Here is a 15,229-nt window from a genome sequence, read left to right as displayed (position 1 = left end):
TGCCCGGTCCCGTGCCGGGTGTCCCGGGTCAGGCCGGCGCCGCGTCGGCCGCCTGCTGGCGTTCGACGGCCTCGTACAGGGCCTGGATGTTGTTGCTGCCGAACGTGTGGGCGCCGCGGCGGTCGATCAGCTCGTAGAAGAAGGTCCGCCGCGGGTGCGTGGTCTCCGTGAATATCTGGAGCATGACTCCCGACCGGTCGCGGTCGGCGAGGATGTTGAGCGCGCTCAGCTCCGCCACCGGGACACCGATCTCGCCGAGGCGCGCGGACAGCATGTCGTAGTAGCTCTTCGGCGTGGTGAGGAAGCGTACGCCGCGCTCCGCGCTGGTGCGCACGGCGTCCGTGATGTCGTCGGTGAGGAAGGCGACGTGCTGGACGCCGGCGCCGCCGTGGGACTCCACGAACGCGTCGATCTGGCCCGGGTCGCGGGTGGTGTCGGGTTCGATGATCGTGAACGTGATCTTCTCGGAGGTGCTCTGGACCACCTTGGAGTCCATGGCCTGCGAGCCCACGACGATGCGCTCCTCGAAGGTCTGGCTGAGGCCGAAGACCTCCTGGTAGTGGCGGACGGTCCGGCTCAGCTGACCGGCCGGCACACAGACCGCGAAGTGGTCGACCCGCTTGAGGATGCCGTCCGTCCGCGGGGCGCCGGTGTCCGCGATGGCGGGCGCGAACGGCCCTCCGGAGCCCTCCCGGGAGACGAGCCGGTGCTCGACGTCGCCGAATCCCCCCACCGTCGCGAAGGTGACCCTCCGGCCCACGGGCCCGAACTCCTCGGGCGGGGCGACCGGGACGGCGCCGCGCTCCACGGCCTGCTCGAACGCGGTCCGCGCGTCGTCCACCTCAAGTCCGATGACGGCGACGCCGTCCCCGTGGAGTTTGACGTACTCGGCGGCGCGGTGGCCGGTGTCGGTGGCCGTGGTCAGCACCAGGGCGATGTCGTTCTGGCGCAGCAGGACCGACTCGCAGCCGCGCAGGCCGGTGCCCGGCCCGCCGCGGCCGGCGATCACGAACCCGAAGGAATCGCAGAGCCGGCCCGCCGTTTCCTCAGCGTCCTCCACATAGAATTCGACGTGATCGACCGAACGAATATCCATTTCCGCCTCCATCGTGATGTGTCGGGAATGTAAAAATCTAGGTCAGCTGGGATGCGTTGCGCTCGATGCGGGTGGCGACCTCGGACCATTTATCGGCGCAGGAGCGTGCCAGGTGGGCGACGGTTCTCATGCGGTGCGGCGGAACGCTTTCGATGATTCTGTTCCAGTCCTCGGAGCGGACCGTATGAATCGTCAGGAGCCGTAGCAGGTCGCGGCCGTTCTCATTGAGGCGCAGCGCGGGATCGGCGCTCAGCCGTTCCACGACCACGGCCGGCGGCGGCGCCACCTCGCATCCGACGGCGGTCCTCCCGGCGCGGTCGGCGGGCTGGGGTCCTGTGGTCCGCGCCGGGAGGCCGCGGGGCCTTCCACCGGGCACCGGGTCCTCGCCGCGGAGCACCCGGTTCCTGACATCGCGGACGGTCTCCGGCGAGATTCCGGCGGCGCGGGCCACCTGGCGCAGGGAGAGGCCGGGATCACTGACGATCATGTCGTGGGCCAGCTTCCGCCCCTCGCTCACGTCCAGGGAGCGGACCCGGCCGTCCCGGCCGATGCGGGGCAGCTCGCCCGTTCCGTCGGGGCCGACGGTACGGCGGATCTCCGCGACCCTCTTGGCCGAGGTGCCGACGACCGAGGCGATCATCCGGTCGGACCAGCGGGGATGGGTGGTGATGATCCGCTCGGCGGCCCGGCCCCGGTCGGCCGCCGACAGCGGCAGGCCGTGCGCGATGTTCGACTTCACCGCCAGGACGAAGGCATCTTCCTCGGTGCCGTCGAAGAATCGCACCGCGATCGTCTTGTGGCCCATCAGCGTCATGGCCCGGAGCCGGTGCATGCCGTCGATGACGCGGGTGGTGGGCCGGTGCACCGTGATCGGCGGGAGGGGTCCACTGGCCGCGATCAAACTCTCCACGTGCTCCATGCTCTCGCCGGAGATTCGTGGTGATCCACCAATGGAGAGCGATTTTATTTCCACTTCTTCCGTCGGTTGCAGGTTGTCGTGGCTCAGCACTGGCTGCAAGGGTCCAACTCCTTAGAACTGGAAAGAACCGCATATCGATGTGACCAACTCAGCACCATGCCGCACAAGACGGGTCCACCGCCACTGTGTTCGACCGGGGCGGCGCCTCAGTTGAACACCTGAAAAATCTTCAGCTATGACGGTCGCCCCGCCGGGCATTGCGAAGTCCAGCTCCTGGAGGAATGGTTGGAGGACCGATCGAGGAATCGCGGAATTACCGGCGCCCGGCCGTCATGGGAGTTCTCGCCACCGCTCCCGGGACCGCCCTGCCGTCGAACGGATCCCGGTTCCCGGATCACCGTCTACAGGGGAGCACGATGAGGACCACGACAGTCATCGGCACCGGAGCCATCGGTACATCCGTGGCGCTAGCGCTGACCCGGCGCGGGGTGGGTGTGCACCTGGAGGACGTCGACCGGACAGCGGCGAAGACGGCGGAGGCCATGGGCGCGGGAACCCTGGCACCGCCCGACCGTCAGGTCGACCTGGCGGTGCTGGCCGTACCGCCCGCTCATGTCGGCAGTGTGCTCGCGCGTGTCCAGGGCAGGGGCCTGGCCCGCGCCTATGTCGATGTCGCCAGCGTCAAGAAGGTCCCGCACGACGATGTGCGCGCGATGCGGGCGGATCCCGTCAGCTACATAGGCAGCCATCCGCTGGCCGGCACCGAGCGTTCCGGGCCGCTCGCCGGCCGGGCCGATCTCTTCGAGGGGCGCCCGTGGGTCCTCACCCCGTCGGAGGTGACCGGCCAGGGGGTGCTGAACCGGGCGCTGGAGCTGGTGGCGCTGTGCGACGGCATGCCGGTGGTCATGGACGCCGATGTGCACGATCACGCGGTGGCCCTCATCTCGCACGCGCCGCACCTGATCTCCTCGTTGCTGGCCGCCCGCCTGGCGGACGCGTCCGAGGACAGCATCCGGCTGTCGGGGCAGGGGGTCGCCGATGTCACCCGGATCGCCGCGGGGGACGCCCGGCTCTGGGGGGACATCCTCCGTTCCAACGCCGGGGCCGTGGCCGATGTCCTGGAGATGTTCGCCACCGACCTGGACCAGGCCGTCGACGCGTTGCGCACCGTCTCCGACACCGACCCGGCGAAGCGCCGGCGCGCGGCGGAGCGGCTGGACGAGCTGCTGCGGGAGGGGATCCGGGGACGCTCCAGGATCACCGGCAAACCGGGTACCCGGCGGACGGAACTCGCGACCGTGTCGACGACCATCTCCGACGAGCCGGGGGCCCTGGCGGAGCTGTTCGCCTCGGTCGGGGAGATCGGTGTCAACATCGAGGACATCCGGATCGAGCACGCGCGGGACCGTGCCCGCGGTGTCGTCGAACTGGTGGTGCGCAAGGACTCGGCGGCGGAGCTGTCCCGTTGGCTGAACACCGGTGGCGGCTGAGTCCGCCGCCACCGGCGACGGCGCCCCCGGCCACCGCCCCACGGGCCGGTCCCGGCGCGGGACCGGCCCTGCCGGAGCCTCCAGGGGCGGTGGCTCAGGAGGCTCCGGGTGGATCACGGAGCGTCTCCGCGAAGCTGTCCCACGCGTCCCGGTAGTGGCGCGCGAGATTGACGACCAGGGACCGGCAGTGCGGAGGTACGACATCGGAGAGGTCCATCAGGTCCTGCACGCCGAGAGCGTTCTGGCGCAGGAGATGCAGCAGTTGCCGCCCGCCTTCCTTGTGCCGCAGGGAGGGATCGCGCAGCAGCTTCTCCAGCAGCCGAGCCGGATCCATGGACGCCGGGGGCCTTCGGAAGCCCGGTCCCGTTCTGGCGCCGGGTCTTCCGTCCTCTTCGGAGCCGGATGTCCCGCCCGGCTCCGTGCCCCGTGCGAAGGGGGACTCGCCCGCGGCGAGGCGCCGGCGCACGGCACTGACCGTCGCGGGCGACACCCCGGACAGCCTGGCGACCTCGCGCAGCGACGCCTCGGGGTGCTCGGCGAGCACCCTCATGGCCCGGCGCCGGCCCTCGGCTCCGTTCAGGGGTCGCACCCTGCCGTCGCGGCCGACACGGGTGTTCAACTGCGGCACGGAGGCGGTTGACCGCCGGATGGCGGCGACGGACTTCGCTCCCAACCCGGCCACCTGCGCTATCGCCCGGTCCGACATATGGGGGTGGGACATGATGATCCGTGCGGCGGCGGCCCGGCGGTCGACCTGTGACAGCGGAAGCCCGTGTACGGCGTTCGCCTCGACGGCCCGCAGGAATGCGTCCTCCGGAGGGCCGTCGAAGAGTTCCACCTCGATCGTCTGCCGGCCTTTGAGCAGGGCCGCCAGGAGCCGGTGCATTCCATCGAGCACCCGCATGGTCCGCCGGTCGACCAGAATCGGCGGAAGTGGCCCCTCGATCTGCGCGAGCGCGGCGACATGGGGTTGCTCAATACCTTCCGACCGAACGGACTCACCAGGCACCAGTGATGCAATATGGACTGTGACTGTTTCGGCCCCGGTCAGCACCTCACGCCTTTCGCGTGCGATATCCGCTATCGGTATGTCGAGGTTTCCAGTCGTCAATAAAGTTCTCACTGCTGCGTTTGAATAACTCAATGCAGTCCCCCTATGAGCACTCACCCCGATGACCGTCGCGCCACGGATACCGTTGGTAACCCCACTGGTGGGTACAGTGGCCCTCAGGATCCGTGCGTCGGCTCGCGCGCACCGAACCAAGAATCACAAGCACACAGCGCCATGTCCAGGTACTTTCGCCCTCAGCCTCCAGATACTGCCAGGTAGACAAGGCCCTCCCGACCCGGCGGTTACATTCAGTAATCTGGTTACTCCAAAATATCACCGGCTGCGGCGAGTAGCGGAATTGGTGATTCCGGGCTATCGGCACTCACCACTTACCCTGGCACACAAAGGAAGCACAACTATCCTGCCATCAATTCCACCAAGGCTGCCCAGGTGCCCGCACAGGGACCTCGATACGGCGTGTAACCAGTCGCGGCCGATTATCACTTGGGGATGACGGGCAACCGGCGGGCGGGCACAGGCCATCAGCCAAAGCCCCTGAAACCCCTATAGCAATGGGCACACCGGACAGGATCACCGACAGGGCCGCCCATGGCCGTCCACAATCCCGCACGCCCCGGCGGACCGGCCCCGGCCTCCCGAATTGTCAACAGTGAATGCAATACGCATCCACGGTCCAGGAGAAACAGGAAGAAAAATAGCTGACGATCAGTCAGCGCATGCGTGCGGACCGGCACGGAATCCCGGAGCCCCCAGGCACCGCCTCCGGCCCTGCCAGGCCCTGCCCGGCCCTGCTCACAGGCCGGGCCGGGCCGGAGCCCCGCATCGGCGATCCGTGCGGACCGCGGACCGCTCAGCCCGCGGTGTCGCACCGGAAGACGAGGAGCGTGGCGTCACCACCGTGCTCGGCCGGGGGTACGGGACGGCACGCGGAGGCCGCCCAGACCAGGATCCGGTACATCTCGGAGTCGTTCGTGAGGAGGCCCCCTCCGCGGCCCAGCACGACGTGCCGCAGCTCCCCTTCGTCCACCAGCTGCCGTATCCGCGCGAGCGTCGGCTGCGGGGCCTGTCCGGAGAACCCGCCCAGCGGCAGGTAGGACCGGCCCGTGGGGATGATGTACTCGCCGGCCGTCTGCCAGGTCATGGCCGCCGGATGGGCGGCGCCGTCCCCCTGTGCGACCAGATAGCGGTCCAGGCGCCGCTGGGCGTCGGTGAGGGTGTCCCTCGTGTCGGCGTCCAGGTCCACCCCGACCGGGCCGCTCGGTCCGGCACCGGCCTCGAAGGCGCTGCCCGCGTACTTCGCGTCCAGCACGGAAAGACCCCACGCGCCCGGGACCGCCAGCACCGCCGCGAAACCGAACACCGCCACGGGTACGACCGCCCGGCGCAGCCGGCCCCGGGCGGTCAGCGCCGCCGCCGCGAGCGCGGCCCCGCCCAGGGAGAGCCAGGTCAGCCAGGGAAGGAAGTCGGCGTACCGGGACGCGAGCCACCCCGTCCAGACGAGTTGCGCGACGATCAGGGACGGCAGCGGCCACGACAGCCGTCCGTCGCGGTACAGCCGCAGGCTCAGCACGACCCCCGCGGCCGCCAGCGCCGCCAGCGCGGGCGCGAGAGAGGCGAGGTAGGCGCTGTGCAGGACGGTCATCCGGCTGAGGACCACGGCGAACGTGGCCAGCCACAACCCCCACATGACGAACATTCCCCACACCGGGTCGCCGCGGCGGGTGCGGTGATGCAGGAACAGGCCCGCCGCGAAGCCCGCCAGGGCCAGCGGGTAGAGCCAGCCCACCTGGGTCGCGTACCGTTCGTCGACCAGCTTGTGCCAGGCCCGGGGAGGCTCCGCCATGGCGGCCGGGGCCGCGTCCGGGGCGGGAGCCGCCCCGGGCGTGCCCACGGCACCGGGACCGGGCGGCGCGCCCGGCGCCGGGCCGGGTGCGGGCTGTGCGTCGCCCGGTGGCAGTACCGCTCCCGGTTCCGGTTTCGGTTCCGGTTCCGGTTCCGGTTTCGTGTCTCCCGGCGGCGGAACCGTTCCGGGTTGCGCAGGCTGCGCGGGGTTCCCGGCCGCTGGAGCGCCGGGCAGGGAAAGCCCGGGAGGCAACCGCAGGTCACCCGTTTTCTGCGCGTCGGTGAAACCGGACCGCACCGTACCCGGCACATGGACACCGAAACGTTCCAGCCCGTTGTAGCCGAAGACCATGGAGAACACATGGTTGTTGGTGGTGCCGTCCACGTAGGGCCGGTCCTTCGCGGGCGTCACCACGTACAGCAGCGCCCAGCTCAGCGACACGGCGACCATCGTGACACCCGCGACGGCCAGGTGCCCGACCCGCCGCCGCCAGGGAGCCGGGGCGACGAGCAGATAGGTCACGGCGAACGCGGGCACGACCATCCACGCCTGGAGCATCTTGGTCTGGAAGCCGACGCCGATCCAGAACGCCGAGAGAACCAGCCAGCGCGATTTCGCCCCTGCCAGCGCGACGGCGAACGCGTCGGCGGCCAGGAGCAGACACAGCGTCAGCGCCCCGTCCACCATGGAGTGGCCGAACATCGAGGCGACGATGGGAGTGAGGGCGAACAGACCCGCGGCGAGCAGGCCCGCCGCCGGACCGAGCCAGCGCCGGACGACCCGGTACAGGACCAGCACCGACAACACGCCCCAGAGCACCTGCGGGAGCGTCAGCGACCATGGATGGAATCCGAAGACGCGGGCGGACAGCGCCTGCGGGACGAAGGCCCCGGCCAACTTGTCGAGCGTGATCGTCGCGCCGGGGTCGAGGGCACCGTAGAAGAACGCCTCCCAGCTCACTGACATGCTTTTGACAGCGACCGCGTAGTAGTGCGCGTATCCGCTCCGCTGGATGTTCCACGAGTACAGCACGGCCGCCAGGGCGGCGATGCCCAGCAGCGCGGGACGGGCCCAGAACGGCTGATCCGCCGGTGAACGCCAGAACCTCAACATCCGCCACATTCTGGCTTGGGCGTCCCGTGCGCACCATCCTTGCGAGTTGATCAGTTTTCTCACCGGCACCCTGTGAATCGTTCAACTCGCCTGACCCACAGGACGCTTGCCCACCGGCACGGGGTGGACAGCGCCGTACGGGTCGCCGGCTCACGCCCCGGAAAACGAGTGGTACGCGGTGACGCCGCGCCCGTAACAACGACCTGGCGGCCGGGCGGTTCCCCGACGGGCTGGCGGCCGGCATGGTCGCCGTGTCGATCAACACCGCCATCGGCCAGGCATATCCGGAGAGGCTGCGTCCGCGTGCCCTCGCGCTGATGAGCGCCTGCTGGATCATTCCGTCGCTCGCGGGCCCGCCCCTGGCCGGGCTGGTGTCGGAGTGGTGGTCCTGGCGGATGGTGTTCCACGGGCTGGCCGCGCTGACAGTGCTGCCCGCGATCGTGCTGGCGGTCGCCCTGCGGGGCGCCGCGTGGCACCGGCCGGCCCTCCCCGCGGACCCGGCCGGCCCGGCCCCGGACTCGCGAGGGAGCGCGCCGTCCCGTCCGCCGCTGCTGCTCGCCGCCGGGGTGAGCCTCGGCGCGGCCCTGGCGCAGTACGGCGTGTCCGGCTGGGACGTGCGCCATCTGCTCTTCGCCGCCGGGGGTTTCGCCCTGCTGGTGGTGCTCGCTCCCCGGCTGCTCCCCCCGGGCACCTGGCGGGCGGCCCAGGGGCTGCCGGCGACGGTCCTGCTCTGCGGGCTGTCTTCGGGTACGTACTTCACGATCGAGGCGTTCGCGCCCCTGATGCTGATCGACGAGCGGAACGTGTCGACGGTGGTGACCGGTCTGGCGTTCACCGGCGCCGCCCTGGCATGGGCCGCCGCTTCCTGGGTACAGGGGCGGCTGCTGGAGGAGCGGCCGCGGCACCGGCTCGTGGCCGTCGGCGCACTGATCATGACGGTGGCGGCCGGTCTCGCCGTGGCCGGGTCGCTCCCCGGGGCGCCGGTGCTCGCCGCCGCGGCGGCCATGCCGGTGGCAGCCGTGGGCATGGGGCTGCTGGCCCCGTCGCTGACGGTGCTGTCGCTCTCGCACAGCGCGCCCGGCCGGCAGGGGCACGCGAGCAGTGCGATGCAGACCGCGCAGAACCTGGGGCAGATCACCGTCATGGCCCTGTCGTCGGCCGTGCTCAACGCCGGTATCGGCGCCGGGGCGTCCCCGTCCGGAGGTTACGGGGCGGCCTTCGGCCTGCTGCTGGTGCCCACCGTGGTGGTCCTGCTGCTCGCGGGGCGTGCCCGCGCGGCGCGGGGCACGGTGGTCGCGGGCTCCGGGGGCAGGACCCCGGCCGCCGGGGACAACCGGGCGTCCGCCGTCGGCGGCCACGCGGACTGACGATGTCCGCGGAGCACCGGTCGACAGCAGGCAGTCAGGCAGTCGGGAACCGTCGGTCAGGAGGCGTCGGTCAGCAGGCTTTCGGCGTACTCAAGGATCGCGGTGACGACCCGGGAGGTGTACGCGAGGAAGCCGGGGACGGCGTTGACCTCGCACACGACGGGCCGCTCCGCCGGACCGAACAGCAGGTCCACACCGGCGATGGAGAGGCCGAGCGCGCGGGCGGCGGCGACGGCGAGGGATTCGGCCCGCGGGTAGCGGCCCGTGCAGACCTCGGAGGTGCCGCCACGGGCGAGGTTCGCGGTCAGGGAGCCGTCGGCGGAGGTACGGATCTGCGCCGCGACCGCCCGGCCGTCGACCACGACGACCCGCAGGTCCCGGCCGTGCGAGTGGGTCACGTACTCCTGGAGCACCCAGGGAACGTCCTGGGCGAGGCTGCCCGCGACGGCGCTCAGCAGCGCTCCGTCCGCCGCCAGGAACACCTGCTCGCCGCCCATGCCGCTGCCGGACTTGACCACGCACGGCATCGGCACCCCGGGGGCGCGCACCACACCCGCGAGCGGTGCCGTCGCGTAGGAGAGGGAGTCGGGTACGGGCAGCCCGGCCAGGGCGAGGTGCTGGAGCTGTTCCATCTTGTTGCCGCAGCGCCGGTGGGCGTCGGGCGGGTTGACCACGGCGGCGCCCAGGAGTTCCAGGTGGCGCAGCAGGGTGATCTCCCGGTTGCCGCTCATGGTGCCGGGCACCTGCCGGACCAGGACGACCCGGGGCGGGGGGACGTCGACGCCGCCCAGGGTCCGCAGCACGAGCCGGCCGCCGGTGACCCCCATGAGCAGTTCGTCGGTGTGCCACACGGCGAAGCGGGATCCGTACGTCTCCGTCAGCGCGTCCAGGAGCGCCTGGGTGCTCCGCACCGGGCCCGCCGGGCGCTCCCGCAGCAGGATCCACACGTCGGCGGGCGTACCGGACTCCGTGCGGGTCATGTGCCGTCCTGTCCGGGTCGGGCGGCCCACATGTCCGCGGCGACGACGCGGGCCCGTTCCAGTGTCGTGACGAACAGGGTACGGCCGAGTGTCACCGTGACCGGCGGCTGCGGTGGGCCGGTTTCGGCGCGCAGCCGGCAGCCGAGGTGGACGCGGTCGCCGTCGGGGAAGGCGTACGCGGTGACGCCGTCGGTGCACTCGCCCCACTCCAGGAACTCGTACCGCGCCAACTCGGGCCCGGGGTCCCCGGGGACTTCGGTCGCGCCGGTGTCCCGGAACGCCCAGCGCTCGGCGGCACGGAACGCCTCCGCCGGGGTGGTGAACCCGGTCGGGCGTCCGGACGGCGAGCCGTGGCGGCGGAGTTCTCCGCCCAGGCAGTGGGCGAGGAGGGGCGGGTAGAAGGCGTTGTCGGCCGCGTTGACCAGGAGTCCGCCGACGAACACGTCGGCGTGGAGCAGCAGCCCCTCCAGCCCGGTGGCCAGGTCCAGGCCGAATCCGGCCCGTGATCCGATCAGCACGGCTGCCTCTCCCTCGGGCCCTCGTCGGGTCCTCGTCGGGGACTTGGACGATTCCGGCGATCGTACGGGACGGCTGATGCGGTACGGGACAGGGGGCGGGCGCGGATGCGGGATGAGTACGCGCACTCAGGACGGGGGCCGCCCGGGCGGCGAGGATAGGGGTGTCCTGTCCGTCCGTACCACGGGGGCTCCCGCCATGCTCAGCCGTATCGCCGCGACCGCCGTGCCCGTGCTCGGCCGTCTGACCGTCACCAGCGAACAGCGGACGGCTCCCGGGCCCGGCACGCTCATCGTCGCCAACCACACGTCCCTCGCGGACCCCGGCGTGGTGCTGGCGGCGCTGCGGCGGCTGGGGATCGAGCCCGTCGTCCTGGCCGCCGCCGGGCTGTGGCGCGTACCGGTACTGCGGGGGCTGCTCGACCACGGCGGCCACATACCGGTCCACCGCAGGACCGAGCACGCGGCGAACGCGCTGGACGCCGCGTCGGCGGCGCTGGAGGAGGGACGCTGTGTCCTGGTCTACGGGGAGGGCCGCATCCCCGACCGGCGGGACGCGGCGGAGGCCGCGCCCGAGGCGTTCCGGACCGGCCCGGCCCGGCTGGCGGCCGTGACGGGGGCGCGGATCGTGCCCCTCGGCCAGGCGGGTGCGCGGCGGATCAGCTCCGGTGGCAAGGTGAAGCAGCTCGCGGGTTTTCTGTCCGCTCCTGTCCGGCGGCCCCGGGTCCATGTGCACCTGGGTGCGCCGCTGCGGCTGCCGGCCGCGCTCCCGGACGCCACCGCCGCCGTCCAGCAGGGGGTCACGGCGGCCTGGCGCACCGCCGCGCGACGGCTCGGGGAGCCGGCGGCCTTCGCCTCCTGAACACCGGCGGACACACCGAACTCACCGGACATGTCGAATGGGCCGGTCCGGCCGCGAGGGGGCGTTGTCAGTGGCGGGTGGCACGCTGACGGGATGACGATCTCCGCTGCTGTATCCGCCTACTGGGACGCCGCCGCTCCCCGCTTCGACGAGGAGCCCGACCACGGATTGCGGGCCGGGGAGACCCGCGACGCGTGGGCCCGCCTGCTGAACTCGTGGTTGCCGTCCGGGCCCGCCGCCGGGCCCCTGGACGTACTCGACGTGGGCTGCGGCACCGGATCGCTCTCCCTCCTGCTCGCCGAGGCCGGTCACCGGGTCACCGGGGTCGACCTCTCCCCGCGTATGGTCGTGCACGCCCGCGCGAAGCTGGCGGCCGCCGGGCGGGCGGCCCGTTTCCTCGTCGGCGACGCCGCCCGGCCGCCCACCGGCGACGACCGGTACGACGTCCTGCTCTCCCGCCATCTCCTGTGGACCCTGCCCGACCCGCATGCCGCGCTGCGGGAGTGGGCCGCACTGCTGCGCCCCGGCGGGACCCTCGTACTCGTCGAGGGCCGCTGGCGCGAGTCCGGCGAGGGCGGCGGAACCCCTTATGTGCCCGGCGCCGGCGCCCTGCCCTGGGCCGGCGGCGTCGGCGCCGGCGACCTCACCGCCGCTCTCCGCCCCCTCGTCACCGATCTGCGGGTGGAGCACCTCAGTGCCGACGCCACCCTCTGGGGCCGCGCGGTGGCCGACGAACGCTACGCCCTGATAGCCACGGTGGCCACGACGACCACGGTGGCCACGGCCTGACCGCGCCGGGCCGCGCCGGGCCGCCGGTGTTCCCTCCCCCACCGCCCCGGCACCGAAAATGAGTGGCCGTACGGGCGGGACCCACTTACCGTCGCCCCCATGGCTGACGAGTGTTTCCGCAATCCCCGGCTCGCCGCGATCTACGACCCGCTCGACCCGGATCGCGGCGATCTCGACCCGTATCTCCGTATCGTGGAGGAGTTCGGCGCGCGGAGCGTCCTCGACATCGGGTGCGGGACGGGGGTGCTCGCCCTGCTGCTCGCCGAGCGCGGGATCGACGTCGTCGGTGTCGATCCCGCCCGGGCCTCCGTCGACGTGGCCCGGGGCAAGCCGGGCGGCGGGCGCGTGCGCTGGATCGACGGCGACGCGACCACCCTGCCGCCGCTGAGCGTCGATCTCGCGACGATGACGGGGAACGTGGCGCAGGCGATCGTGGACCCGGAGGTGTGGCGGGGGACCCTGCGGGGGGCGTACGAAGCGCTGCGCCCCGGCGGACGCCTGGTGTTCGAGACCCGGGACCCGGCCCGCCGCGCCTGGGAGAACTGGCACCGGGAGGCCTCCTACCAGGTCACGGAGATCCCGGGCGTCGGCTCCGTCGAGAGCTGGTACGACCTGGTCGACGTGCGCCCGCCGCTCGTGACGTTCCGTGGGACCTGCGTGTTCGCGTCGGACGGGGAGACCCTGACATCCGAGTCGACCCTGCGTTTCCGTGAGCGGCGGGAGATCGAGGCCGACCTGACCGAGCGGGGGTTCGTCATCGACGACGTCCGTGACGCGCCCGACCGGCCGGGCAGGGAGTTCGTCTTCGTCGCGCGGCGCCCGGCGACCGACGGCGACTGACGACAGCGGCGACAGCGGCGACAGCTGAGCCCGTCGGGACAGGGACACGACGCGGGCGTGGGTGAACGGCCTTCAGGAAGGCGGGCGCTCCACCAACGGCCGGACGGGAGGAACTTCCCCCGCCGGACCCATCCACGGGCGGCCCGGCTCCGGATTACCCGGGACATACTGGCCCGTCCCGCCCCGTTGGAGGAACGCTCCGTGAAAGAAGCCGTCCACATCGGAGGGAAGCCGTCGTCCGGCCCCGACCCCGGGGAGCTGCTGAGAGAGGTCGCCCTCGGTGACCAGGACGCCTTCGCCGCGCTCTACGACGCCGTCGCCGGCTCCGTGTTCGGAGTGGTCCGCGCGGTGCTGCGCGACCGCGCGCAGTCCGAAGAGGTGGCGCAGGAGGTCCTGGTCGAGATCTGGCGCACCGCTCCCCGCTACCGGCCCGAGCGCGGTACGGCCGTCAACTGGATCCTGACGCTCGCGCACCGGCGGGCCGTCGACCGGGTCCGGTCGGCCGAGGCCGCCGCCGCCCGCGACCACCGGGCGGCCCTCCTGGACCGGTCCCCCGCGTACGACGAGGTGGCCGAACAGGTCGAGACCCGTCTGGAGCGGGAGCAGGTACGGCGCTGTCTGCGCACGCTGACCGCGCTCCAGCGGCAGTCGGTCACCCTGGCCTACTACCGGGGACTGACCTACCGTCAGGTCGCCGAGCAGCTGGCTCTGCCGCTCGGCACGGTCAAGACCCGGATGCGCGACGGTCTCATCCGGCTGCGGGACTGCCTGGGGGTGGGCGCGTGACCGGCACCGATCCGCACACGCTGACGGGTGCCTACGCGCTCGACGCCCTGGACGACGACGAACGGGCCGTTTTCGAACGCCACCTGGCGGGGTGCGACTCCTGTGCGCGCGAGTGCGCCGACTTCCTGGCCGCCGCCGCCCGCCTGGCCCTCGCCGAGACCGTCACCCCCCGCCCCGACCTGCGGGAACGGGTCCTCGGCCAGGTCACGTCCGTACGCCAGCTCCCGCCCGGCCCGGCGGCCCCCGCCGCCCGGCTCCGGCGGTCCGCGCGCCGCGCCGGAGGGGCCTCGCGCTGGGCGCTGGCCGCGTGTCTGGCGGCGGCGACGGCTCTGGGCACGACCGCGCTGTGGCAGTACGAACGGGCCGGGGACGCGCGGGCGCGCGCCGAACGGGCGGAGCGGCACGCCGGCGACATCGCCGGCATCACCGGGGTGCTGGCCGCGCCGGACGCCCGAAGCGGCACCGCACGGCTGGCGGGCGGTGCCACGGCGACCGTGGTGGTGTCGAAGAGCCGGGACCGGGCCGTGTTCCTCGCCTCCGGGATGGCGGGGCCGCCGCGCGGCAAGGTCTACCAGCTCTGGTTCGAGGACGGGGGCGTGATGCGGCCGGCCGGCGTCATGGACCCGGGCCGGGCGAGCCAGGCGGTGCTGATGCGGGGCGCCGTCGGCACCGCGTCGGGCATGGGCATCACGGTCGAGCCCGAGGGCGGATCCCCCCGTCCGACGTCGTCGCCCGTCGCGACGATGGGCCTGCCGGCCTGACCCGTCGGAGGGCACGGGGACGGGACGGCACGGAACAGGACGGCCGCACGGGCGGGCCCGTACCCCTGTCGACCGGGGTACGGGCCCGCCCGCGCGGCGCCGGGCTCACTTCGCGGGCGGCATCAGCACCGTGTCGATGAGGTAGACGCGGGCGTTGGCCGTGCGGACATCGCCGCAGACCACCTTCGCGGAGTCGTTGACCGTGATGGAAGGGACGGTTCCGGCGGTGGTGAGCATCGAGGTCTCCAGCGTCTCGAACGAGCCCTTGCGCAGGTCGGCGGGGGCGAGCCGGTCGCCGACGACATGGTAGGTGAGGAGCTTGGTCAGCTGCTCCTTGTCGCCCAGGACCCGGTTCAGCGCGTCCTTCGGGAGCTTGGCGAAGGCGGCGTTGGTGGGCGCGAAGACGGTGATGTTCTCGGCGGTGTTGAGGGTGTCGACAAGGCCCGCCTCGGAGACCGCCGTCACCAGGGTGGAAAGGACCGGGTTGGCGGAGGCCGCGGTGGCGACCGGGGCCTGGGCCATGCCGTCGAAGGAGCCCGCGCCGTCCTTCGGCACGGACGCGCAGGCCGGGCCGAAGGGCCCGCCCTGCTCCGCGGCCTCCGCAGGGGCCTCGGTCTTCGCCTTGGCGGCGACGGGGTCCTTGCGGTCGCCGTCGCCACTGTCGCTGCCGCCGCCGCTGTCGGAACACGCGGCGAGGGCGAGCGGCAGCACGGTGACGGCGACGAAGGCGGCGGCGGCCCGGCGGACGCGGGAGGTCGTACGAGCGGTCATGGTTTCTGTCTCCTGAGATGGGGGC

13 protein-coding genes and 1 pseudogene are annotated in these 15,229 nt (G+C 72.4%); 7 read left to right on the top strand and 7 right to left on the bottom strand.

What is annotated here, in order from left to right; translation table 11 throughout:
* Positions 1 to 28: 28 nt before the first annotated feature.
* On the bottom strand, positions 29 to 1,096 hold the full coding sequence (gene hppD, locus SYYSPA8_RS33330; protein ID WP_323451163.1) for a 4-hydroxyphenylpyruvate dioxygenase: 1,068 nt from the start codon (positions 1,094 to 1,096) through the stop codon (positions 29 to 31).
* Between the two features lie 37 nt (positions 1,097 to 1,133).
* Positions 1,134 to 2,015, bottom strand: coding sequence for a ParB/RepB/Spo0J family partition protein (locus SYYSPA8_RS33325; protein WP_323451162.1), 882 nt, complete (start codon positions 2,013 to 2,015; stop codon positions 1,134 to 1,136).
* Positions 2,016 to 2,431: 416 nt separating this feature from the next.
* On the opposite strand from SYYSPA8_RS33325, the gene SYYSPA8_RS33320 reads away from it, so the two are divergent.
* On the top strand, positions 2,432 to 3,505 hold the full coding sequence (locus SYYSPA8_RS33320) for a prephenate dehydrogenase (RefSeq protein WP_323451161.1): 1,074 nt from the start codon (positions 2,432 to 2,434) through the stop codon (positions 3,503 to 3,505).
* A 94-nt stretch (positions 3,506 to 3,599) separates the two neighbouring features.
* Here SYYSPA8_RS33320 and SYYSPA8_RS33315 read toward each other — a convergent pair whose 3' ends face one another.
* Together SYYSPA8_RS33315 and SYYSPA8_RS33310 are read right to left on the bottom strand one after the other, a co-directional pair.
* Complete coding sequence (locus SYYSPA8_RS33315) at positions 3,600 to 4,409, bottom strand: transcriptional regulator (protein WP_323451160.1); 810 nt, start codon at positions 4,407 to 4,409, stop codon at positions 3,600 to 3,602.
* A gap of 1,018 nt (positions 4,410 to 5,427) precedes the next feature.
* On the bottom strand, positions 5,428 to 7,533 hold the full coding sequence (locus SYYSPA8_RS33310; RefSeq protein ID WP_323451159.1) for a glycosyltransferase family 39 protein: 2,106 nt from the start codon (positions 7,531 to 7,533) through the stop codon (positions 5,428 to 5,430).
* Positions 7,534 to 7,736: 203 nt separating this feature from the next.
* On the opposite strand from SYYSPA8_RS33310, the pseudogene SYYSPA8_RS33305 reads away from it, so the two are divergent.
* Positions 7,737 to 8,900 (top strand): annotated as a pseudogene (locus tag SYYSPA8_RS33305) (MFS transporter); the annotation flags it as partial.
* 56 nt (positions 8,901 to 8,956) lie between these two features.
* Here the strand turns inward: SYYSPA8_RS33305 and SYYSPA8_RS33300 are convergent.
* Both SYYSPA8_RS33300 and SYYSPA8_RS33295 read right to left on the bottom strand, forming a co-directional pair.
* Positions 8,957 to 9,880 (bottom strand): ATP-grasp domain-containing protein, encoded by a 924-nt coding sequence (locus SYYSPA8_RS33300; RefSeq protein ID WP_323451158.1) that lies wholly within the window; start codon positions 9,878 to 9,880, stop codon positions 8,957 to 8,959.
* The gene (locus SYYSPA8_RS33295) at positions 9,877 to 10,398 is read right to left on the bottom strand and encodes a hypothetical protein (protein ID WP_323451157.1); all 522 of its coding nucleotides are present in this window, start codon (positions 10,396 to 10,398) and stop codon (positions 9,877 to 9,879) included. The genes SYYSPA8_RS33300 and SYYSPA8_RS33295 overlap by 4 nt, the downstream gene beginning before the upstream one ends.
* A 196-nt stretch (positions 10,399 to 10,594) precedes the next feature.
* Between SYYSPA8_RS33295 and SYYSPA8_RS33290 the strand changes: the two genes are divergently transcribed.
* The 5 genes from SYYSPA8_RS33290 (at position 10,595) to SYYSPA8_RS33270 (ending at position 14,433) form a co-directional block, all read left to right on the top strand.
* Positions 10,595 to 11,257: a lysophospholipid acyltransferase family protein gene (locus SYYSPA8_RS33290; RefSeq protein WP_323451156.1), complete on the top strand. Its 663-nt coding sequence runs from the start codon at positions 10,595 to 10,597 to the stop codon at positions 11,255 to 11,257.
* 93 nt (positions 11,258 to 11,350) lie between these two features.
* Positions 11,351 to 12,046, top strand: a complete 696-nt coding sequence (locus tag SYYSPA8_RS33285; protein WP_323451155.1) for a class I SAM-dependent methyltransferase — start codon at positions 11,351 to 11,353, stop codon at positions 12,044 to 12,046.
* 99 nt (positions 12,047 to 12,145) lie between these two features.
* Positions 12,146 to 12,886: a class I SAM-dependent methyltransferase gene (locus SYYSPA8_RS33280; RefSeq protein ID WP_323451154.1), complete on the top strand. Its 741-nt coding sequence runs from the start codon at positions 12,146 to 12,148 to the stop codon at positions 12,884 to 12,886.
* Positions 12,887 to 13,087: 201 nt separating this feature from the next.
* Positions 13,088 to 13,672, top strand: coding sequence for a sigma-70 family RNA polymerase sigma factor (locus tag SYYSPA8_RS33275; RefSeq protein WP_323451153.1), 585 nt, complete (start codon positions 13,088 to 13,090; stop codon positions 13,670 to 13,672).
* Positions 13,669 to 14,433 carry an anti-sigma factor gene (locus SYYSPA8_RS33270; RefSeq protein WP_323451152.1) on the top strand — a complete coding sequence of 255 codons (765 nt, stop codon included), beginning with the start codon at positions 13,669 to 13,671 and terminating at the stop codon, positions 14,431 to 14,433. Before SYYSPA8_RS33275 ends, SYYSPA8_RS33270 begins: the two co-directional genes overlap by 4 nt.
* 105 nt (positions 14,434 to 14,538) lie before the next feature.
* Here the strand turns inward: SYYSPA8_RS33270 and SYYSPA8_RS33265 are convergent, their stop codons facing one another.
* Positions 14,539 to 15,204, bottom strand: coding sequence for a fasciclin domain-containing protein (locus SYYSPA8_RS33265; RefSeq protein WP_323451151.1), 666 nt, complete (start codon positions 15,202 to 15,204; stop codon positions 14,539 to 14,541).
* Positions 15,205 to 15,229 lie beyond the last annotated feature (25 nt).

This window comes from Streptomyces yaizuensis (assembly GCF_034961445.1).
GTDB classification, from domain to species: Bacteria; Actinomycetota; Actinomycetes; order Streptomycetales; family Streptomycetaceae; genus Streptomyces; species Streptomyces yaizuensis.
The sequence above is the reverse complement of the archived record's forward strand: the minus strand, read 5'-3'. Positions and strand labels throughout refer to the sequence as shown.